13 protein-coding genes and 1 pseudogene are annotated in these 20,936 nt (G+C 70.9%); 8 read left to right on the forward strand and 6 right to left on the reverse strand.

What is annotated here, in order from left to right:
- The first annotated feature begins 12 nt into the window (after nt 1-12).
- A complete protein-coding gene (locus ACFVHI_RS30685) occupies nt 13-405 on the forward strand; it encodes a DUF5959 family protein (RefSeq protein WP_380344919.1) in 393 nt (130 codons plus the stop codon).
- 522 nt (nt 406-927) lie between these two features.
- Complete coding sequence (locus ACFVHI_RS30690; protein WP_380344921.1) at nt 928-1,956, forward strand: DUF3710 domain-containing protein; 1,029 nt, start codon at nt 928-930, stop codon at nt 1,954-1,956.
- 197 nt (nt 1,957-2,153) lie between these two features.
- Here the strand turns inward: ACFVHI_RS30690 and ACFVHI_RS30695 are convergent.
- Nucleotides 2,154-2,447: pseudogene (locus tag ACFVHI_RS30695) on the reverse strand (replication initiator); the annotation flags it as partial.
- Between the two features lie 823 nt (nt 2,448-3,270).
- Nucleotides 3,271-3,414, reverse strand: coding sequence for a hypothetical protein (locus ACFVHI_RS30700; RefSeq protein WP_380344923.1), 144 nt, complete (start codon nt 3,412-3,414; stop codon nt 3,271-3,273).
- Nucleotides 3,415-3,566: 152 nt separating this feature from the next.
- Between ACFVHI_RS30700 and ACFVHI_RS30705 the strand changes: the two genes are divergently transcribed.
- From ACFVHI_RS30705 to ACFVHI_RS30715, 3 genes are all read left to right on the forward strand, one after another.
- Nucleotides 3,567-4,598 carry a DUF3710 domain-containing protein gene (locus ACFVHI_RS30705; protein ID WP_380344925.1) on the forward strand — a complete coding sequence of 344 codons (1,032 nt, stop codon included), beginning with the start codon at nt 3,567-3,569 and terminating at the stop codon, nt 4,596-4,598.
- A gap of 149 nt (nt 4,599-4,747) precedes the next feature.
- Entirely contained in the window at nt 4,748-6,835 is a 2,088-nt protein-coding gene (gene malQ, locus ACFVHI_RS30710; protein ID WP_380344933.1) for a 4-alpha-glucanotransferase, read from the forward strand.
- Between the two features lie 145 nt (nt 6,836-6,980).
- Nucleotides 6,981-7,214, forward strand: a complete 234-nt coding sequence (locus tag ACFVHI_RS30715) for a hypothetical protein (RefSeq protein WP_079135908.1) — start codon at nt 6,981-6,983, stop codon at nt 7,212-7,214.
- 218 nt (nt 7,215-7,432) lie between these two features.
- Here the strand turns inward: ACFVHI_RS30715 and pepN are convergent, their stop codons facing one another.
- Nucleotides 7,433-10,015, reverse strand: a complete 2,583-nt coding sequence (gene pepN / locus ACFVHI_RS30720; RefSeq protein WP_380344927.1) for an aminopeptidase N — start codon at nt 10,013-10,015, stop codon at nt 7,433-7,435.
- 165 nt (nt 10,016-10,180) lie between these two features.
- A complete protein-coding gene (locus ACFVHI_RS30725; protein ID WP_380344929.1) occupies nt 10,181-11,866 on the reverse strand; it encodes a PQQ-binding-like beta-propeller repeat protein in 1,686 nt (561 codons plus the stop codon).
- A 406-nt stretch (nt 11,867-12,272) separates the two neighbouring features.
- Here ACFVHI_RS30725 and ACFVHI_RS30730 point away from each other — a divergent pair, with 406 nt between their 5' ends.
- The 3 genes from ACFVHI_RS30730 (at nt 12,273) to ACFVHI_RS30740 (ending at nt 17,271) form a co-directional block, all read left to right on the forward strand.
- Complete coding sequence (locus ACFVHI_RS30730) at nt 12,273-13,451, forward strand: ROK family transcriptional regulator (RefSeq protein ID WP_063349467.1); 1,179 nt, start codon at nt 12,273-12,275, stop codon at nt 13,449-13,451.
- Between the two features lie 245 nt (nt 13,452-13,696).
- Nucleotides 13,697-15,604: a 1-deoxy-D-xylulose-5-phosphate synthase gene (gene dxs / locus ACFVHI_RS30735; protein ID WP_363368836.1), complete on the forward strand. Its 1,908-nt coding sequence runs from the start codon at nt 13,697-13,699 to the stop codon at nt 15,602-15,604.
- Nucleotides 15,605-15,741: 137 nt separating this feature from the next.
- Nucleotides 15,742-17,271, forward strand: coding sequence for a glycosyltransferase family 39 protein (locus ACFVHI_RS30740; RefSeq protein WP_244293472.1), 1,530 nt, complete (start codon nt 15,742-15,744; stop codon nt 17,269-17,271).
- Nucleotides 17,272-17,347: 76 nt separating this feature from the next.
- Here ACFVHI_RS30740 and ACFVHI_RS30745 read toward each other — a convergent pair whose 3' ends face one another.
- Together ACFVHI_RS30745 and ACFVHI_RS30750 are read right to left on the reverse strand one after the other, a co-directional pair.
- Complete coding sequence (locus tag ACFVHI_RS30745; RefSeq protein WP_063349469.1) at nt 17,348-19,477, reverse strand: 3-hydroxyacyl-CoA dehydrogenase NAD-binding domain-containing protein; 2,130 nt, start codon at nt 19,475-19,477, stop codon at nt 17,348-17,350.
- Nucleotides 19,478-19,479: 2 nt separating this feature from the next.
- Entirely contained in the window at nt 19,480-20,724 is a 1,245-nt protein-coding gene (locus ACFVHI_RS30750; protein WP_063349470.1) for an acetyl-CoA C-acyltransferase, read from the reverse strand.
- Nucleotides 20,725-20,936: the final 212 nt, after the last annotated feature.

Genomic DNA, 20,936 nt, shown 5'->3' on the forward strand with positions numbered 1-20,936 from the left:
GAGGTTGAAAAGATGAGCCCGTTTGAGCTCGTGCGGCTAACTGACTCCGAGAATGAGGTCAGGATTACCGTAAACTCATTGGAGGACTCCGATTTCTGGGAGGCCGAGATTGCAGTGACCAGCTTGTTCGTCAAGGGAAGTACTCTACTCATGCTTTCTCGGGCCAAGGTCGAATCCTGGCGGCAGGCACTAGAGTCCTTGCAGCTGGGGCATGACATTATCTGGATGCGTACCGATCGTGGCCCGACGGTGAGCGTCCACCTGGATGGCGAACGGGATTGCCCGGATATCGTCGTGGAGGATGAATCTATCTCCATGGTGACGGTCCGTATCCCGATCGCCCTGGAGGAGGGGTGGATCGCCGACCATCAAGCGCGCGTGAATCAGTTCATCAAACAGATCTGACGACTACGTGATGACGAAGCTCCGCCCGCGATGTTGGGCGGGGCTTCGTTGCGTCCGTGACGGTTGGACCCACGCTCCTTCTGTCCTCGGGACATGAGGCACACTTATGCCGGGTCATAAAACACCCTGGTCGCCCAGGTCCATACGTACTATGTGCTGGCTGGGACCACGCCGGTTCTCGTGCACAATTGCGGGAACGGAGAGGAGGCCTCCGAGGTCACCAAGAGCCCTGGGGGATCGACGGACCCGGGGTACCGGATTTCTTCGCCCCCGATGTGGGTGGCCAGGCACGGCCACTGGGCACGCGTGCCGTTGAGGCCCCTGGAACCTCGCGTCGAGCCAGTGAAGAGGTTGTGGAGGAGACGAAGACACGGGCGTCCACGATGCAGAGGGCCCCTGTCCAAGCTGAGAAAATGGTCAAGGCCTTTGACCACGGTGGCGCCTCCGCCGGAATCACAGAAGCAGTTATTGCAGCTGGCATTACCACTTATCGGGCATCGAAGATTGTCAAGGGGCGGCGAAATGGGCGACGTCGGTAGCGCTGCGCGACAGGTCCTGGACGAGTTCCAGCGCGATGGTTCACTCTCTCCGGAGACGGCGGCCAGGGCCCGCTGGGAGGACCGGCCGGAGAGCCTGACTCCCGCCCTGGTGCTGATGTTTGCGGTCAAGACGCTTCTGCGACTGCGTGCGGAGGAACGTGAGCCGTTTCCGGCCGATGTGCAGGCGATAGCCTCGCACGGCCTCGCTCCGAACGAGGTCGACATGATGGTCGCTGGCTTGACGGGGGACCTCCGAGCCGTCAGGGACGGACGTCGGGACGCGTTGTTCACGCTGCAGAACACCCTTGTCCTGCTGGCGGTGCTGACGGACGACGAGGACATCCGTGGCGCCGACCTCGACTTTCTCCTTGGCGCTGCGGAGGAGATGGCCGATGAGTTCCTCCAGGCCGAGAATCCGTTTCGCCCGGCCCGACGGGGAGTCGACGTCGGGCCGTGGGATGTCAGTGAGGACGGTTGGCAGGAGGACGATCTCATCGACCTCGGCGGGCTCCGAATCCCACGGGAGCCGGGGTGCAAGATCGAGCTGAAGCAGGACAAGTCGTCCCCGGATCTGTTGGAGGCCGGAGCACGGCGGAAGCTTACGTCGGTACAGCTCCAAGCGTACTGGTCGGCTCAGGGCGATGCCTGGGCCAGGGCCCGTGAGACGTTCGCGGAGAACGTGCGAGGGCTCGGCGGCGAGGCCCGTGAGTGGGCAGGGCGGGCTGGGGTGGAACTCAGGTGCGATGTCCCCGTCGTGCTCCCTTCTGGGGACAGAGGGGTGCAGACGGTTCTCGTGCTCGGCTTCGAGGGGCCCGGCTGGTTGCTGCGGGCCGTTGTGACAGGGGAAGGCGCTGATTTCGGGGGCCAGGACGACTGGGCCTACGGGTACGTCGAGCGGGTGGTCGTGGACCCGTCGTTTCGAAAGGTCCCCAACCCGCTGCTTTCGCCAGTCGGGTTCGGCTCACTCAAGCCCCCGTCGGACAGTCCGATCCTCCTGCGCATGCCCAAGTGACGGGCTGACGGTTCCGGTCCGGCGAAGCCCCCTGGCCCCGAACGTACCCGGGCCCGCCGCGCTGGGTGCGCGGCGGGCCTCGGGGGCGGAGAGGTTACTGCGGGGGTGCGGGAATCACCCGGGTGCGCAGGGTGCTGGTGATCCACTGCTGGGAGGCGCTGGTTGGCAGTCCCAGAGCTGCAACTGATTGCCGTTGACGGCGTTCCAGCCGGGCAGGCGGCGGTCCCTTCCGTGAGCTTGGCGAGGGATTCCTTGCGGGTGTTGTCGGGGGCGAGGACGTAGCCGGCAGCTTCCCAGCGGCCGTCCTTGCGCTGGTAGACGGTGCCGTCGCCGTTGGCGCGGATGCGGCGGGAGGCGCGGTGGCCGTCGCGCAGCGCGCCGAGGGTGACGGAGTTGCAGCGGGACTTGGTGGAGGAGTGGCCCTGGAAGCCGAGCACGTGCGGCCATTTCCAGAGGTATGCCGGCGAGTGATGGATAGCTTGGGGGTGAATTACTACTGAGCGGTGGACCTACGGATTTCACCTCCCGATTGAATCCGGCAACGGTTTTCGCTCTGCGGCTGACTGGTACCCGGGGCGGCATGTCGACGTATCCTCCGACATTCAGTCCCTGGAAGCACAGGGCTGCATCCTGGGCCCAGCGGCAACCGACTTCCTCGAATCGTTCCGGGGTCTGAAGATTGGACCGGCCCGTGAGGACGGTCCCAACTTCATCAACGGTGAACCGTTTTTCGTTGACGTCATGTGGGCAGGCAGCAGGCATCAGGACGAATGCGGCGATGCCGTGGTCGCCAACAGCAAGCCCGATGACCTTCCGTTTGAGCAAATGGCGGCTGATTTTGAAGGCGTATCCGCGGTGGCAGCCGGGTCTCCCGAGTTCTCGAATGCGGTTGCTGGCGGGGGAAGGCACCTGTGCATCACACCATCGCCAGCGGTGGGGCGCCAGTTGTTGGAGCAGGGCAGATCACATTCGGAAGTGGTGGCAGGGTTATACCTTCCGTCTCCCTCTGCATGGAAGGGGAGACTGCTCCAATGGTTCGGTGGGAGTCTTTTGCGGAATTCCCGAACTCTGAATATGTGAACACCTATCCGGAATTTTGATTCACTTTGTCACTCCCGTTGGTCAGTGGGGCTTACGGTCTGGATCCCGTTTCGCAATCCGAGCGCATCCCGTGCACTGCTGTGTGTGGGAGACTGCCACAAGGCTTTGCCTGGATGCGGTAGCAGAGCGACGATTGCGCTGCAATGCGAGCGAACATCAGCCCCGTCGTCCGCCCGGCGGTTTCCAGGGGTCGTTGCACACGTGGTTAGTTGATCAAGTCGCGAGCAGCTTATTGAGGCGCTCAGTTGGGGTTTCCCAGCCGAGTGCCTTGCGCGGGCCGCCGTAGAGTTCGGCAGCGACGTGGGCCAGGTTTTCCGGGCCGTGGACGGCCAGGTCCGTGGGCGTGGGGTCGAGCAACTCCTTGATGACGACGAGCTCGGCGCCTTGTTGAAGAGAAGTGTGGCGAACTCCCCTGAGGGCACGGCAAGATCGGTCGCGGCACCATCGAGTTGGTCCCGCGGTGGCGATCGCCGTGATGTGAGCTGTTGAGCCGTCCAGAGCGAGGGGTCATGGGTAATCCGGCCGGATCCGCAGCGCGGGTCCTCCATGAGTTCCGTACGCGCGGCTCCCTGTCCGTCGAGAGCGAGACCGAGGCGGACTGGGAAGATCGGCCGACTCGGGCCACGCCCGCACTGGTGCTGCTGCTCGCGACGAAAATCCTTCTCCAACTGAGGCGCGAGGCCGGCGAGGAGTTCCCGGTGGAGGCGCCCGCGCTCGCCGCGCGCGGTCTCGGCAGGGACGAGGCCGGCACGATGGCCGCGGCCCTGGTCGGGGATCTCTCTGCTGTCCGGGCCGGGCGCGGCGAGGGCCTGTTCTCCCTGCGGAACACCCTTGTCCTGCTGACGGTTCTGCTGGACGCCGGGGCTGTGCGCGAGAGCGAGGTGACCGCGCTGCTCCAGGCTGCGGAGGAGGCCGCGGACGAGTTCCTCCGTGCCGAGGATCCGTTCCGTCTGGCGGGTCGGGGCGTGGAGGTCGGCCTGTGGGACGTGAGCGAACGCGGCTGGCAGGGGACGGACCTCATCGACCTCGGAGGGCTCAGGGTTCCCCGGGAACCGGGCGTCAGGATCGAACTGAACAGGGCGCCGTCCGGTGATCTCGTGGAGGCCGTCGTCGTGAAGGGCCGCCAGACGGGGCTTCAACTCCAGGCGTATCACGCCACCCGGCCGGATGCCTGGGAAAGGGCACGTGAACGTCTGGCGGCCGGTGTCCTGGCGGCGGGGGGCGAGGCCCGCGCCTGGGCGGGCCGGGCTGGGGTGGAGCTCAGGTGCGAGGTCCCCGTGGAGAAGGGGCCGGGTGTCAGGGGAGTCTCCGTCAACCGAGTGCTCGGCTGCGATGGCCCGGGCTGGTTGCTGAGGGGGATCGTGACCGGCGAAGGAGGCGCTGCCGAGACCCGCGACGAGTGGGCGTACGAGTTCTTCGAACGGATCGTGGTGGTCCCCTCCTTCCGGCCGCCTTCCGCCGCGTTCTTGTCGCCGAGCGGATTCGTCGGCCTGCAGCCGGTCTCGGACAATCAGCCGATCCCGTTGCGTCGACCCGACTGATCCGACCGCGCGGTCGTGTCGCGCAGCGTCGTCGGGCCGTCACCCGGGTAGGACTGTGGTCGTCCTGACCAGGCGTTGCCGAGACATCGCAGGAGCCGCGAGTGGCCGCTTATCTCGACCGTGACGGAGCCGACGGGCTGAGGGTGCCGATGCAGGACGCGCCGCCGCCACCGCCCGAACTGGTGGCGCTGGCGCAGGCGTACGGGGTGGACACCCGGTACCCCGGGCCGGGGGGTGTGACCGTGGGGGCGCGCACGCTGGTCGCGGTGCTGGGGGCCCTGGGGGTGGCGGCGGGGACGCCGGAGCAGGCGCGCGAGGCGCTGGAGCGTCACCGGGCCGCGCAGCAGACCAGGTTGCTGCCGCCCTGCGTGGTGGTCCGTCAAGGGCGGCGGACGGCAGTGGACGTGCCGGCCGACGCGCGGCTGCACGTGGAGCTGGAGGACGGCGGGGTGTGGGAGCTGCCGCGCGGCCACTCGCACTGGCTGCCGCCGGACCTGCCGCTCGGGCGGCACACGCTCAGGGCGGAGAGCGGCGAGGGCAAGGCCCAGGCGGCGCTGATCGTCGCACCGGAGAAGCTGCCCCCGCTGCCCGGCTACAGCTGGGGCTTCCTCGCCCAGCTGTACTCCGTCCTGTCCGACCGCTCCTGGGGCATGGGCGACCTCGGCGACCTCGCCGAGCTGGCCCGGTGGGCGGGCGCCGGCCTCGGCGCGGGCTTCGTCCAGATCAACCCGCTGCACCAGGCGCTGTCCGCCGCCCCCGCCGCCCCCACCGACCCGTCCCCCTACCGCCCCTCCTCCCGCCGCTTCGCCGATCCGGTGCACCTGCGGGTCGAGGCCGTCCCCGAGTACGCCTATCTGACGGGTGACCAGCGCGCCGAGGCGGAGGAGCTGGGCCGCCGGGCCGCCCGGCTGCGCGACGAGGTGCTGGGGCACGACGGCCTGATCGACCGGGACGCCGTCTGGGCGCTCAAGCGCGAGGCGCTGGAACTGCTGCACGAGGTGCCGCGCGGCCCCGGCCGCCAGGCCGCGTACGAGGCCTACCAGCGCCGCGAGGGTGACTGGCTGCGCCGGAACGCACTGTGGAACGCGCTCGCCGAGGTGCACGGCGCCGACTGGCACGGCTGGCCGAAGGGGCTGCGTCACCCGGACGGCCCACAGGTGGGGCGCGCCTCCCGGGAGCTCGCCGACCGGGTCGAGTTCCACCGCTGGCTCGCCTGGCAGGTCGACCAGCAGCTCGCCGAGGCCCAGAGCGCGGCCCGGCAGGCCGGCATGCCGGTGGGCCTGATCCACGACCTGGCCGTCGGCGTCCACCCGGACGGCGCGGACGCCTGGGCGCTCCAGGACGTGCTGGCCGGCGGCATCTCCGTCGGCGCCCCGCCGGACGCCTTCAACGCCCACGGCCAGGACTGGGGCCTGCCGCCCTGGCGCCCGGACGCGCTGGCGGCGGCCGGCTACACCCCGTACGCGGAGCTGCTGCGCGCGGCGGCCCGGCACGCGGGCGCGGTCCGGATCGACCACGTGATGGGCCTGTTCCGGCTCTGGTGGGTGCCGGACGGCCACCCGCCGACCGAGGGCGCGTACGTGCGCTACGACGCCGAGGCGATGCTCGGCGTGCTGGCCCTGGAGGCGCACCGGGCCGGCACGGCGGTGATCGGCGAGGACCTGGGCACTGTGGAGCCGGGCGTCCGGGAGGAGCTGGCGGCGCGCGGGATCCTCGGCACCTCCGTGCTCTGGTTCGAGCGGGACTGGCAGGCGGCGGGGGAGATCCTCGCCCCGGACCGCTGGCGCCCGGGCTGTCTGGCCACCCTCACCACCCACGACCTGCCGAGCACCGCCGCCCGGCTCTCCGGCGAGCACGTCGAGCTGCGGCACCGGCTCGGGCTGCTGGCCCGTCCGCTGGGCGAGGAGCAGGAGGAGGCGGTGGCCGAGCTGGCGGACTGGCGGGCCGAGCTGACCGCGCGGGGGCTGCTCGCGCCGGGCGAGCCGCTGTCGATGCCGGTGCTGTACCGCTTCCTGCGCGCGACCCCGGCGGAGCTGGTCGGGGTCTGGCTGCCCGACCTGGTCGGCGATCCGCGCCCGCAGAACCTGCCCGGCACCTGGGACCAGTACCCGAACTGGCGCCTGCCGGTCGCCGACGGCGCCGGCGACCCGGTCACCCTCGACCGCCTGGCCGCAACCCCGGCCGCCCGCCTGCTCGCCCACCTGCTGGCCCCGCCCGGCGCCCACCCCGCCGTCTGACCTCGCCGTCCTACCCCGGCACCTGATCCCGGCACCTGATCCCGGCACCTGATCCCGCCGCCTGACCCCGGCACTGCGGACGGCTCCCTTCCGGAAGGCCGACCCCGACGCGCGGGGGGTCATAAGCGGCGGGTAAGTTGGAAACGTGGACAAGAGGAACGCTTTGCGAGCCGGCGCGGTCTCCGCAACGGTCACGCTGATGATGCTGCTGTCGTCGCCCGCCATGGCCCTCACCAGGGACGACGGCGACGACCCGGGTCCTGGCCTGAGCGTCGGCCAGACCATCGGCCTGTACGTGCTGATCCCGATCGCCGCCTTCGTGATCATCGCCGCCCTCGCGGGCCTGCCGTACGGCAAGGGCAAGGGCAAGAAGAAGTAACCACCGCGTCCACCAGGACCTGCACGACCCCGAAGGGGCACCGGAGATCTCCGGTGCCCCTTCAGGCGTTCCAGCACCTTGACGGCGCCCGTCGGCGCCCCGTCGGCGCCCCAACGGAGCCCCGTCGGCGCCCCAACGGAGCCCCGTCGGCGCCCCAACGGAGCCCCGTCGGCGCCCGACGAGACCCCGACCGGGGCCCCGACGGGCGCCTCAGCAGGTCAGCGGCCGGCGCCCGCCGCCCGGTCGACCGCCTGGGCCTTGAGCGCGCGCTCGATCCCGGCCCGGGCCTCGACGACCTGGCGCCGCAGCGCCGGTGCCGGCTCGGCCTCGGTCAGCCACGCGTCGGTCGCGTCCACGGTGGCCTGCGTGACCTGCAGCGCCGGGTACAGCCCGCCGATGATCTGCTGCGAGATCTCGTGGCTGCGGGTCTCCCAGACCTCCTTGACGGCGGCGAAGTACTTGGCCGCGTACGGCGCGAGCAGCTCGCGCTGGTCGGACTGCTGGAAGCCCGCGATGGTCGCTTCCTGGACGTAGTTGGTGAGGGTGTCCGACTCGACGACGGCGGTCCAGGCCTCGGCCTTGGCCTCGGCGGTGGGCCGGGCGGCGCGGCAGGTGGCGGCGTGCTCCTGGCCGGCCGCGGTGTTGTCGCGGGCCAGCTCGGCCGTCACGGCGGCCTCGTCGGCGCGCCCGGTGGCGCAGAGCCGGGTGAGCAGGGTCCAGCGCAGCTCGGTGTCGACGGCGAGGCCCTTGATCTCGGCGGTGCCGTCGAGCAGGTCGGCGAGCAGGCCGAGCTGCCCGTCGGTGCGGGCGACGGAGGCGAGGGTGCGGGCCCAGGAGAGCTGGTGGTCGCTGCCGGGCTCGGAGGAGCGCAGGTGCTCCTCGGCGGCGTCGGCCCACTGGGCGAGGCCCTGCTCGCGCCAGTCGGGGTCGGTGTAGGCGTCGAGGGCGAGCCGGACCTGGCGCTGCACGGACTGCACGACGCCGATGTCGCTCTCCCGCCCGATGCCGGAGAGGGCGAGCGCCAGGTAGTCGCGGGCGGCGAGTTCGCCGTCGCGGGTCATGTCCCAGGCGGAGGCCCAGCACAGGGCGCGCGGCAGCGACTCGGTGAAGCCGCCGAGGTGCTCGGTGACGACGGCCATCGAGTCCTCGTCGAGCCGGATCTTGGCGTACGAGAGGTCGTCGTCGTTGAGCAGCACGACGGCCGGGCGGTGCCGGCCGACGAGCTCGGGCACCTCGGTGCGCGGGCCGTCGACGTCGAGCTCGATCCGGTCGGTGCGCACCAGCGCGCCGTCGGCGAGCTCGTACAGGCCGATGGCGATGCGGTGCGGGCGCAGCACGGCCTCGCCCTTGGCGCCGGCGGGCAGCGCGGGGGCCTCCTGGAGGACGGCGAAGGACTCGATCTCGCCGTCGGTGTTCAGGGTGATGGCGGGCCGCAGCACGTTGATGCCGGCGGTCTCCAGCCAGGCCTGGGACCAGGTCCGCAGGTCGCGGCCGCTGGCCTCCTCCAGGGCCCCGAGCAGGTCGGCGAGCCGGGTGTTGCCCCAGGCGTGGCGCTTGAAGTAGGTCTGCACGCCCTGGAAGAAGGCGTCCTGGCCGACGTACGCCACCAGCTGCTTGAGCACCGAGGCGCCCTTGGCGTAGGTGATGCCGTCGAAGTTGACCTGGACGTCCTCCAGGTCGTTGATGTCCGCCATGATGGGGTGGGTGGAGGGCAGTTGGTCCTGCCGGTAGGCCCAGGTCTTCATCTGGTTGGCGAACGTGGTCCAGGAGTTCGGCCACTTGGAGCCGGGGGCCTCGGCCTGGCAGACGGCCTCGGCGAAGGTGGCGAAGGACTCGTTGAGCCAGAGGTCGTTCCACCACTCCATGGTGACGAGGTCGCCGAACCACATGTGGGCGAGCTCGTGCAGGATCGTCGCCGCGCGGGCCTCGTAGGCGGCGTCGGTGACCTTGGAGCGGAACACGTACTGGTCGCGCAGGGTGACGGCGCCCGCGTTCTCCATCGCGCCGGCGTTGAACTCCGGGACGAACAGCTGGTCGTACTTGGCGAACGGGTAGGGGAAGTCGAACTTCTCCTGGAAGTAGTCGAAGCCCTGCTTGGTGACGGCGAAGATGTCCTCGGCGTCCAGGAACTCGCGCAGCGAGGGGCGGCAGTAGACGCCCAGCGGCACCTTCTGGTCGCCGTTCTCGTAGGTGTCGAAGACCCCGACGTACGGGCCGGCGACGAGCGCGGTGATGTAGGTGGAGATCCGGCCGGTGGGCTCGAACGTCCAGACCTGCGCGGCGCCCTCGCCGACCGGGGTCGGGGTGGGCGAGTTGGAGACCACGACCCAGCCGGTGGGGGCGGTCACGGTGAACGCGAACGCGGCCTTCAGGTCGGGCTGTTCGAAGGAGGCGAAGACGCGGCGGGCGTCCGGCACCTCGAACTGGGTGTACAGGTAGGTCTCGCCGTCGACCGGGTCGACGAACCGGTGCAGGCCCTCACCGGTGTTGGTGTAGGCGCAGTTGGCGACGACGCGCAGCTCGTTCTCGGCGGCCAGGTTCGGCAGCGGGATCCGGCTGTCGGCGAAGCTCTCCGGGTCGAGCGGCGCGCCGTTGAGGGTGATCTCCTCGACGCTCGGCGCGACGAGGTCGATGAACGTGTCCGCGCCGGGGGTCGTGGCCGTGAACCGGACCACGGTGGTGGACCGGAAGGTGCCTCCTTCGCGGGCCGAACTCAGGTCGAGCTCGATGTCGTACGCGTCCACGTGGAGGAGGTCGGCCCGGGTGCGGGCCTCCTCGCGGGTCAGGTTGGTGCCGGGCACTCGCTGCACTCCTTCGTCAGGCTGATGGGGCGAATCCTCCCATGACCCAACGGACGGGCTCCCGGAATAATCACAGGCGGGGCGGGTCCGGACAGATCGCCCGTTCCCGCCCCGCCAGGACGGGCCCCGAGGGCCCGCGTTCGAGGAGCGCTCAGCCCCCCGCCGTCACTTCTTCCACTTGGTCAGCGGCGCGTCGGAGCTGCCGCGGCGGAAGGCGTACACCGCGCTGCCGTCGTTGGAGAGGACGTACTCGGACATGCTCATCCCGATGTCCAGGCCGTTGGGCATGGCCATGGTGCCGAGGTCGGTCATCGAGCCGTCGGCCGGCGAGAGCGTCACCAGCCGGGCGGGCTTGTTGTAGCCCTGGCTGACGATGGCGCGGACCTTGCCGTCCTTGTCGGTGCCGGACACCAGCCGGATGTCCTGGCTGGACGTGGCGCTGGCGGCGGACCAGATCCGCTTGCCGGTGGTCAGGTCGTACGCGTTGACGGCCGACTTGGCGCCGGTGATCTGGGCGTACAGGGTGGTGCCGCTGACCACGTTCTGGGTGTAGGCGTCGGACTGGCCGGACAGCCGCAGGCTGTCCGCGCCGGGCTCCTTGACCGACATCTGGTTGCCGGGCTTGTTGCTCTTGTCGAACGGCAGGATGTAGTCGCCGTTGGGGCCGCTGCTCATCAGCAGCACCAGCGGCTGGTCCTGGACGACCTTGTCGATCCGCTCGATGCTGCCGGTGAGGGTGATCGGCGTGCTGGCGGCCTTGCCGCTGTCGGCGTCCACGACGACCAGCTGCGACTTCGGGCCGGAGCCGCCGTAGCAGCGGTCGCTGACCGCGATCTGGCTGCCGGCCGCGCGGCCGTAGAGGCTGCAGTCCTTGTCGCGCGGCTGGAACTGCCAGGCCGCCGAGCCGTTGTCGATGTTCAGGCCGCCGACCACGTTGCCGCCGATGGCGACCACCTTGTCGGTGACGCTGAGCGTCGGCGAGGACATCCGGTCGGTGGAGACCTTGACGCTCCAGAGCAGCTTGCCCTGGCTGACGTCGACGGCGCCGATGGTGGAGCAGTCGCTGTCACCGGTGTTGAAGGAGACGGCGGCGATGTTCTTCGAGTTGGTCGAGTAGGAGGCGGTGCACACCTCCTTGCTGCCGGCCGGGACCGGGATGTTCCAGGCCTCCTTGCCGTCGGAGGTGTTGTACGCCCGGATGCCGGTGCTGTCGGCGCGCACCGCGACCTTGTCGCTGCCCCAGATGCCGAGCAGCTGCGAGCCGCTGTCCCCGGTGGCGGCCTTGGGGGCGTTCCAGGCGATGTTGTACCCGGCCCCGCCGGTGTTGCCGCCGGTGCTGCTGCCGGTGGTGCCGTCGGCGGTCGGGGCGTTGGTGACGGTACCTCCGGAGGTGGTGGTGCCACCGGACGTGGCGTTCGGCGTGGGGTCGGGGTCGTTGCCCTTGAGGAGCACGACCAGCCCGGCGACGATGGCGATCGCCAGGACGCCGCCGATGATCCCGCCCCACAGCATCACGGGGTTGCGCTGCTTGGGCGCGGGGGGCACCGGCGCGCCCGGGTAGTACCCGGGCTGCTGCTGCGGGTATCCGTAGCCGGCGCCGTAGGCCTGCCCGCCGTCCGGCGCGCCGTAGGCGCCACCGGGCATCGGGTCGTACGGGCCGACCGGCGCACCGGCCGGCGGCGGCGGAGCCTGGCTGGGGAAGGCGGCCGCGGTCGGCGCGTACGGCTGGTAGCCGGCACCGGCACCGGCACCGGCGGCGGGCGGCTGCGCGGGCGGAGCCGGCGGCTGGGCCGGCGGCGGCCCGGCGGGCGAGGCCGGGCGCGGGATCGCCGCGCCGTCGAGCTGTGTCATCTGGTCCGCCACGGCGGCCGGGTCCACGCCGCCGGGCGGGCGCCCGAACGAGACGCCCCGATTGTCCTGCGGGCTGCTGCCCGACGCTTCGCCTGCCCCCGGCGTAGGGTGATCCCCTGCCATCTGATTCCCCGTCATTCCTGGAAGCGTCCCCCTGCCGATACCGCCCCGCGGTCCGGGGGGACGCGTGAGATAGGGCACCATGCTAGTGGCGAGTGTTTTTCGGTCGAACCCAGGACTCCGCAGGCCCGTTTCCGTCCGTTCCCCCGCCGCTTCCGGGCCCGCCGCCACCGGCCCCCGTCGTACCGCCCAGGTCCGATCCGCGCCGATCCACGGCACAGGCCCTACCCTTCAGGAGTTGAAGGGGACGTCCGGCGGAGGGGTCCCCGCCCTGGGAGGGTGGATCATGTCGACGGACACACCGGGCTCGCAGTCGTCCTTGCACCGGGCGAACCTGGAGCGGGTGCTGCGCGCGGTGCGGACGGCCGGTTCGCTGACCCAGGCCGAGATCGCCCGCGGCACCGGCCTGTCCGCGGCCACCGTCTCCAACATCGTGCGGGAGTTGAAGGAGAGCGGCACCGTCGTGGTCGCCGACACCTCCTCCGGCGGCCGGCGGGCGCGCAGCGTCTCGCTCAGCGGGGACGCGGGCATCGTGGTGGGCATCGACTTCGGCCACACCCACCTGCGGGTCGCGGTCGGCAACCTCGCGCACCGGGTGCTCGCCGAGGAGAGCGCCCCGATCGACGTGGACGTCTCCGCCGCGCAGGGCTTCGACCGGGCCGAGGCGATGGTGGAACGGCTGCTCCGGCAGGCCGGGTTCCGCCCGGAGAAGGTGATCGGCGTCGGCCTCGGCGTGCCCGGCCCGATCGACGTGGAGACCGGCGCGCTGGGCTCCACCGCGATCCTGCCCGGCTGGACGGGCATCGCCCCGGGCCGGGAGCTGGCCGAGCGGCTCGGCATGCCGGTGCACGTGGACAACGACGCAAACCTGGGCGCGCTCGGCGAACTGGTCTGGGGGGCCGGGCGGGGGCTGAGCGACCTCGCGTACATCAAGGTCGCCAGCGGGGTCGGCGCCGGACTGGTGGTCAACGGCCAGATCTACCGCGGGCCGGGCGGCACCGCCGGTGAGATCGGGCACATCACCCTGGACGAGGCCGGGCCGGTCTGCCGCTGCGGCAACCGCGGCTGCCTGGAGACCTTCGTGGGCTCCCGCTACCTGCTCTCCCTGCTGACCCCGACCCTCGGGCCGGACCTCACCCTGCCCCGGGTGGTCGAGCTGGCCCATCAGGGTGACCTCGGCTGCCGCCGGGTGATCGCCGACGCCGGCCGGCAGATCGGCACCGGCGTCGCCACCCTGTGCAACCTGCTCAACCCGCGCCGGGTGATCCTCGGCGGCGACCTCGCCGAGGCCGGTGAGCTGGTGCTCTCCCCGATCCGCGACTCGGTGGCCCGTTACGCCATCCCGAGCGCCGCCCGCCAGCTCTCGGTGGTCCCCGGCACGCTGGGCGGCCGGGCCGAGGTGCTCGGCGCGCTGGCGCTGGTGATGAGCGAGATGGGGGAGTCCGGGGCGCTGGGGCGCGGCTGAGCCGCCGCGGCCCGGATCGCGCCCGAACATTCATTCGTCAATCCAGGGTGACGCGCGACCCCCGGGCCGACCTCCGGGAATGGCGGTAACGGGTCGGTGGCACCGGCCGCGCCGCTCGGTGTCCGGCAAGCGGACATTAGACTCGACCGGTCGGCACCGGCCGCGACCGTCGGCCCGCCGCCAGACCGGGCAGCGACGCCCGTCGGACCGCCCGCGGTCCGCGAACACTGAACGAGGAGGAACGGGTGGCCCTGCTGACCCGCATTCGGGGACCGCGTGATCTCGACCGGCTCACGCCGGGACAGCTGGCCGCACTGGCCCAGGAGATCCGGACCTTCCTGGTGACCGAGGTCGCCAAGACGGGCGGCCACCTCGGCCCCAACCTCGGCGTGGTGGAGCTCACCATCGCGCTGCACCGGGTCTTCGACTCGCCGCGCGACCGCATCCTCTTCGACACCGGCCACCAGAGCTACGTCCACAAGCTGCTCACCGGCCGCCAGGACTTCTCGATGCTGCGGATGAAGGGCGGCCTGTCCGGCTACCCGTCCCGCGCCGAGTCCGAGCACGACGTGATCGAGAACTCGCACGCCTCCACCGTGCTCTCCTACGCCGACGGCCTGGCCAAGGCCAACAAGATCCTCGGCAAGCCGGATCCGGTCGTCGCGGTCATCGGCGACGGCGCGCTCACCGGCGGCATGGCCTGGGAGGCGCTCAACAACATCGCCGACGCCAAGGACCGCCCGCTGGTCATCGTCGTCAACGACAACGAGCGCTCCTACTCGCCGACCATCGGCGGCCTGGCCAACCACCTCGCCACCCTGCGCACCACCCAGGGCTACGAGCGCTTCCTCTCCTGGGGCAAGGACGCGCTGCAGCGCACCCCGGTGGTCGGCCAGCAGCTGTTCGAGACGCTGCACGGCGCCAAGAAGGGCCTCAAGGACTTCATCGCCCCGCAGGGCATGTTCGAGGACCTCGGCATCAAGTACATCGGCCCGATCGACGGCCACGACCTGACCGCCCTGGAGTCCGCGCTGACCAAGGCGCGCGGCTTCGGCGGCCCGGTGATCGTGCACTGCCTCACCGAGAAGGGCCGCGGCTACCACGCCGCGGAGAACAACGACGAGGACCGCTTCCACGCGGTCGGCAAGATCCACCCGGAGACCGGCCTGCCGATCCAGAACGCCGGCGGCCGAAGCTGGACCTCGGTCTTCGCCGAGGAGATGGTCGCGCTCGGCCACGAGCGGGACGACATCGTCGGCATCACCGCCGCCATGCTCCACCCGGTCGGCCTCGCGCCCTTCGCCGAGGCCTTCCCGGACCGCATCTTCGACGTCGGCATCGCCGAGCAGCACGCCGTCACCAGCGCCGCCGGCCTGGCCACCAACGGGCTGCACCCGGTCTTCGCGGTCTACGCGACCTTCCTGAACCGGGCCTTCGACCAGGTCCTGATGGACGTCGCCCTGCACAAGCTGGGCGTCACCTTCGTGCTCGACCGGGCCGGCGTCACCGGCGACGACGGCGCCTCGCACAACGGCATGTGGGACATGTCGATGCTGCAGATCGTCCCGACCCTGCGGCTGGCCGCCCCGCGCGACGCCGACCAGGTCCGCGCCCAGCTGCGCGAGGCCGTCGAGGTCAAGGACGCCCCGACCGTGGTCCGCTACTCCAAGGGCACCGTCGGCCCGGCCGTCCCGGCGGTCGGCCGGATCGGCGGCATGGACGTGCTGCGCGCCGCCGAGGAGCCGGGCGGCACGCACCGCGCGGACGTGCTGGTCGTCTCGGTCGGCGCGATGGCCGCCACCAGCCTGGAGGTCGCGGACCTGCTGGCCGCCCAGGGCATCACCGCCACCGTGGTGGACCCGCGCTGGGTCAAGCCGGTGGACGCCGCCCTGCCGGGCCTGGCGGCCGAGCACCGGGTGGTCGTCACGATCGAGGACAACGGCCGGGTGGGCGGTGTCGGCGCCGCGGTGGCGCAGGCGCTGCGCGACGCGGACGTGGATCTGCCGGTGCGCGACTTCGGGATTCCGCAGGAGTTCCTGGACCACGCGAGCCGGAACGAGATCCTGGCCGAGATCGGCCTGAACGCCCCGGACATCGCCCGAAAGGTGACGGCCCTGGTCGCCAGCCTGGACGCGGCTCGGGTCGAGGCCTGAGAACGGGCCCGGAACGCGTTCCACCGACGACTGTTCGTCGTAACCCTGTAACAGTTCGTCACGAAACAAGCTGACAATCGCACCGAAAGGCGGGACCGGCGCCGCCCGCGCCGATCCCGCCCGGTAGGTTGTCATCCGTGCCCACCCCCACCCGCTTCCGCCTCGCCGGACTGGCCGAGCGCCTGCCCGAGCGCGTCCGTACCCATGTGCAGACCGGGTACTGGACGAGGCTGGTGCCGGTGCTCGCGCTGGTCGCACTGCTCACCCACATCCCGTCCTTCGCCCGGCCCGTCTGGAGCCCCGACGAGGGGTTCCTGGCCACCCAGGCCCGGATGCTGGCCGACGGCGGAGTGCTGTACGACACCGTGGTGGACCGCAAGCCGCCGTTGCTCCCCTGGCTCTACCAGGCCTGCTTCACGATCTTCGGCTCCGCCTCGCTGTGGCCGCTGCGCACCCTGGCGGTGGGCGCCCACCTGGTCACCGCGATCCTGCTGGCGTCCATCGCCCGCGGCCGCTGGGGCAACCGGGCCGGGGCCGGCGCGGGACTGCTCTACCTGCTGGTCTCCATCGGGCTCTCCCCGGAGGACACCCAGGCGGCGACCTTCGAGGTCTTCATGCTGCCCGCCATGGTGGCCGCGTTCCGGTACGCCGAGCGCCGCCGCTGGCTGGCCGCGGGCATCGCGGTGGCGCTCTGCTCGCTGACCAAGCAGACCGGCGGCGCGGTGCTGCTACCGGTGCTCTGGATGCTGTTCCAGGACGCCCGCCGGCGCGGGGTGCGCTGGCCGCCCGCCCTGTTCAAGATCGGCTTCGGCTTCATCCTGCCGATAGCGCTGGTCGCGGTCATCCTGACCAAGCCCAAGGGCTTCCTGTTCTGGGTGGTCACCGGCAGCGGGGACTACGCCTCCTTCGGCGGTGCCTGGCTCCAGATGATCGGCCGCGCGCTCGGCAACTCGGCCATCCTGGTCGCGGCCGGGCTGGGCTTCCTGCTCCCGGTCGGGCGCCGGCTCTGGCTCAAGCACCGCCACCGGCCGCTGCCCGTCGCCGGGGAGGAGCACGGCTCCACCGGGGACCTATGGGTCTGGCTGGCGTCCTCGGTCGTCGCGGTCAGCGTGGGCTTCCACTTCTTCGGCCACTACTACCTGCAGCTGATCCCCCCGCTGGTGCTGCTGGGCACCGGGGCGGTGGCCACCTCGGCGGTCCGCTGGAAGCCCGTCCTGGTGTACACCACGGTCGCCTCGACGGTCTTCTGGGCGCTGGCCCTGGCCTGGCCGGGGGAGCGGCTCAACCGCACCACCGAGGTCGCCACCGCGGTCGCCGCCCAGACCACCCCCAAGGACACCGTCCTGGTCTGGGGCATGCACCCCGAGCTGTACTGGCTGGCCGACCGCAAGCCCGCCACCCGCTACCTGACCGCCGGCTTCCTGACCAACTACAGCGGCGGCAAGGACGGCAACGCCAACGTGGGCGAGCAGTTCAGCGTCAGCAACGCCTGGCAGACCTTCGACAAGGAGCTCGCCGACAACCTGCCCGAGGTCGTGGTGGACGACTCCGGCATCGCCCCGTACCAGCCGGTGCTGGTCCCGCGGATCGAGAACCTGCTGGACACCCACTACGAGATGGTCGGCGTCTTCGCCGACACCGTGGTCTACCGCCTCAAGAAGAGCTGACCACCCCCCCCGCACACGCCGGAGCCCCGGTGACCGTCCAGGTCACCGGGGCTCCGGCACGCGGTGGCGCTGCGCGTTACGCGGGCACCGAGGCCACGCCGGGGGCGAGGAAGCGCTTGCCGTTCACCCGCTCCGAGACGCCCTCACGGTCCAGGTACGGGGTGATCCCGCCCAGGTGGAAGGGCCAGCCGGCGCCGGTGATCATGCAGAGGTCGATGTCCTGCGCCTCGGCGACGACACCCTCCTCCAGCATCAGGCCGATCTCCTGGGCCACGGCCTCCAGGGAGCGGTTCAGGACCTGCTCCTCGGTCAGCACGGTGTCGCCGAAGGACAGCAGCTCCAGCACCTCGGGGTCGAGGACCTGCTTGCCGTCCACCCAGGTGTAGAAGCCGCGCTTGCCGGCCTTGACCACCTTGCCGAGGTTCTCGGAGACGGCGAACCGCTCCGGGAACGCGCCGTGCAGGGTCTCCGAGACGTGCAGCGCGATGGCCGGGCCGACCAGCTCCAGCAGCACGATCGGGGACATCGGCAGGCCGAGCGGCTCGACGCCCTTCTCGACGGTGGCGATCGGGGTGCCCTCGTCGATGATGGTCTGGATCTCGCCCATGAAGCGGGTCAGGATCCGGTTGACCACGAACGCCGGGGCGTCCTTGACCAGCACCGAGGTCTTCTTCAGCTTCTTCGAGACGCCGAAGGCGGTGGCCAGCGAGGCGTCGTCGGTCTGCTCGCCGCGGACGATCTCCAGCAGCGGCAGGATCGCGACCGGGTTGAAGAAGTGGAAGCCGACGACCCGCTCGGGGTGCTTCAGCTTCGAGGCCATCTCGGTGACCGACAGCGAGGAGGTGTTGGTCGCCAGCACGCAGGTCGGCGAGACCACGTTCTCCAGGTCCGCGAAGACGGTCTGCTTGACGCCCATCTCCTCGAACACGGCCTCGATCACGAAGTCCGCGTCGCCGAAGGCGGCGGCCTTGTCGAGCGAGCCGCTGACCAGGCCCTTGAGACGGTTGGCCTTGTCCTGGCCGATCCGGCCCTTGCCGAGCAGCTTGTCGATCTCGGCGTGGACGTAGCCGACGCCCTTGTCGACGCGCTCCTGGTCGATGTCGGTGAGGACCACCGGCACCTCCAGACGGCGGGCGAACAGCAGCGCCAGCTGCGAGGCCATCAGACCGGCGCCGACGACGCCGACCTTGTTGACCTGGCGGGCCAGCGACTTGTCCGGCGCGCCGACCGGGCGCTTGGCCCGGCGCTGCACCAGGTTGAAGGCGTAGATGCCGCTGCGCAGCTCGCCGCTCATGATGAGGTCGGCCAGGGCGGCGTCCTCGGCGTCGAAGCCGGCCTGGAGGTCGGAGTCCTTGACCTGCTGGATGATGTCCAGCGCCTTGTAGGCGGCCGGCGCGGCGCCGTGCACCTTGGCGTCGGCGACCAGGCGGCCCCAGGCGACGGCGTCGTCCCAGGCCTTGCCGCGGTCGATCTCCTCGCGCTCGACGACGACGTCGCCCTTGAGGACCTTGGCGGCCCACAGCAGCGACTGCTCCAGGAAGTCGGCCGGCTCGAAGATCGCGTCGGCGATCCCCAGCTCGAACACGTCCTTGCCCTTGAGCTGCTTGTTCTGGTTCATCGAGTTCTCGATGATGACCTTGATCGCCTTCGAGGGGCCGATCAGGTTCGGCAGCAGGGTGCAGCCGCCCCAGCCGGGGACGAGGCCCAGGAAGACCTCCGGCAGCGAGAACGCCGGGACGCCCGCGCTGACCGTGCGGTAGGTGGCGTGCAGGCCGACCTCGACGCCGCCGCCCATCGCCGCGCCGTTGTAGAAGGCGAAGGAGGGGACGGGCAGCGCGGCGATCCGCTTGAAGACCTCGTGGCCGCCCTTGCCGATGGCCAGCGCGTCCGCGTGCTCCTTGAGCAGCTCGACGCCCTTGAGGTCGGCGCCGACCGCGAAGATGAACGGCTTGCCGGTGACGGCGACGGCGACGACCTTGCCCTCGGCGGCCTCGGCCTCGACCTGGTCCAGCGCGGCGGACAGCTTCAGCAGCGAGCCCGGGCCGAAGGTGGTCGGCTTGGTGTGGTCGAAGCCGTTGTCCAGGGTGATCAGGGCCAGCTTGCCGGCCTGCAGCGGCAGGTCCAGGTGGCGCACGTGCGCGGTCGTGACGACCTCGCCCGGGAACAGCTCGGCGCCGTGCTGCAGCAGCTCAGTGGTGCTCGTCATGTTCACTTACCACCCTCGAGCTCGGACGACTTTTCCGCTCCGCTCCAGTGCGGGTTCTCCCAGATGACGGTCCCGCCCATGCCGAACCCGATACACATCGTGGTGAGGCCGTAGCGGACGTCCGGGCGCTGCTCGAAGCGGCGGGCCAGCTGGTTCATCAGGCGCACGCCGGAGGAGGCCAGCGGGTGGCCGAAGGCGATCGCACCGCCGTACGGGTTGACCCGCTCGTCGTCGTCCGCGATGCCGTAGTGGTCCAGGAAGGACAGCACCTGGACGGCGAAGGCCTCGTTGACCTCGAAGGCCTGGATGTCGTCGATGGTCAGACCGGCCTTGGCCAGCGCCTTCTCGGTGGCCGGCACCGGGCCGATGCCCATGACCTCGGGCTCCACGCCCGCGAAGGCGTAGGAGACCAGGCGCATCTTGACCGGGAGGCCGAGCTCCTCGGCGACGTCCTCGGCGGCCAGCAGCGAGGCGGTGGCGCCGTCGTTGAGGCCGGCCGAGTTGCCCGCGGTGATGTTGCCGTGCGGGCGGAAGGGGGTCTTCAGGCCGGCCAGGCTCTCCATCGTGGTGCCCGGGCGCATCGGCTCGTCCACGGTGGCCAGGCCCCAGCCGGTCTCGCCGACCTCGGGGTTGGTGTTGCGGATCGAGATCGGCACCAGGTCGGGCTGGATGTCGCCGTTGGCGTACGCCTTGGCGGCCTTCTCCTGCGAGCGCACGGCGTAGGCGTCGCAGCGCTCCTTGGTCAGGTGCGGGAACCGGTCGTGCAGGTTCTCCGCGGTCATGCCCATGAACAGGGCGGACTCGTCGACCAGCTTCTCGGAGACGAAGCGCGGGTTCGGGTCGACGCCCTCGCCCATCGGGTGGCGGCCCATGTGCTCGACGCCGCCGGCCACGACCACGTCGTACGCGCCGAAGGCGATGCCGCCGGCGGTGGCGGTCACGGCCGTGAGCGCACCGGCGCACATGCGGTCGATCGAGTAGCCGGGGACGGACTTGGGCAGGCCGGACAGCAGGGCGGCGGTGCGCCCGATGGTCAGACCCTGGTCGCCGATCTGCGTGGTGGCCGCGATGGCGACCTCGTCGATGCGCTCGACGGGCAGGTTCGGGTTACGGCGCACGAGCTCCCGGATGCACTTGACGACCAGGTCGTCGGCGCGCGTCTCGTGGTAGATGCCCTTCGGGCCGGCCTTGCCGAACGGGGTGCGGACGCCATCGACGAAGACGACGTCCCTCGCGGTACGAGGCACGGGGGCTCTCCTCCCAGGGACCAACATTTGAGGTGGGCAGGCTGCCGCCGGTGAAGACCCGAGCGGCGCCGCTCCACCGCCATGCTACCGGTCGGTAACCAACCTGCCCAGGCCTCACGGAGGGTTCACCCCGTGTGTCCCGCGACACGTCCGACCGGCGGGGTTCGAAAGACGGACCCCGGATACGCCGAAGGGGGCGCCGTCACAAGGAC

This window comes from Kitasatospora sp. NPDC127121 (assembly GCF_042677305.1).
Classification (GTDB): domain Bacteria; phylum Actinomycetota; class Actinomycetes; order Streptomycetales; family Streptomycetaceae; genus Kitasatospora.

Bases quoted from the DNA above. Each gene is read 5' to 3' on its own strand.
- ACFVHI_RS30685 (WP_380344919.1), top strand. From the start codon at position 13: ATGAGCCCGTTTGAGCTCGTGCGGCTAACTGACTCCGAGAATGAGGTC.
- ACFVHI_RS30725 (WP_380344929.1), bottom strand. From the start codon at position 11,866: ATGACACAGCTCGACGGCGCGGCGATCCCGCGCCCGGCCTCGCCCGCC.
- ACFVHI_RS30690 (WP_380344921.1), top strand. From the start codon at position 928: ATGGGCGACGTCGGTAGCGCTGCGCGACAGGTCCTGGACGAGTTCCAG.
- ACFVHI_RS30730 (WP_063349467.1), top strand. From the start codon at position 12,273: ATGTCGACGGACACACCGGGCTCGCAGTCGTCCTTGCACCGGGCGAAC.
- malQ (WP_380344933.1), top strand. From the start codon at position 4,748: ATGCAGGACGCGCCGCCGCCACCGCCCGAACTGGTGGCGCTGGCGCAG.
- ACFVHI_RS30745 (WP_063349469.1), bottom strand. From the start codon at position 19,477: ATGACGAGCACCACTGAGCTGCTGCAGCACGGCGCCGAGCTGTTCCCG.
- ACFVHI_RS30705 (WP_380344925.1), top strand. From the start codon at position 3,567: ATGGGTAATCCGGCCGGATCCGCAGCGCGGGTCCTCCATGAGTTCCGT.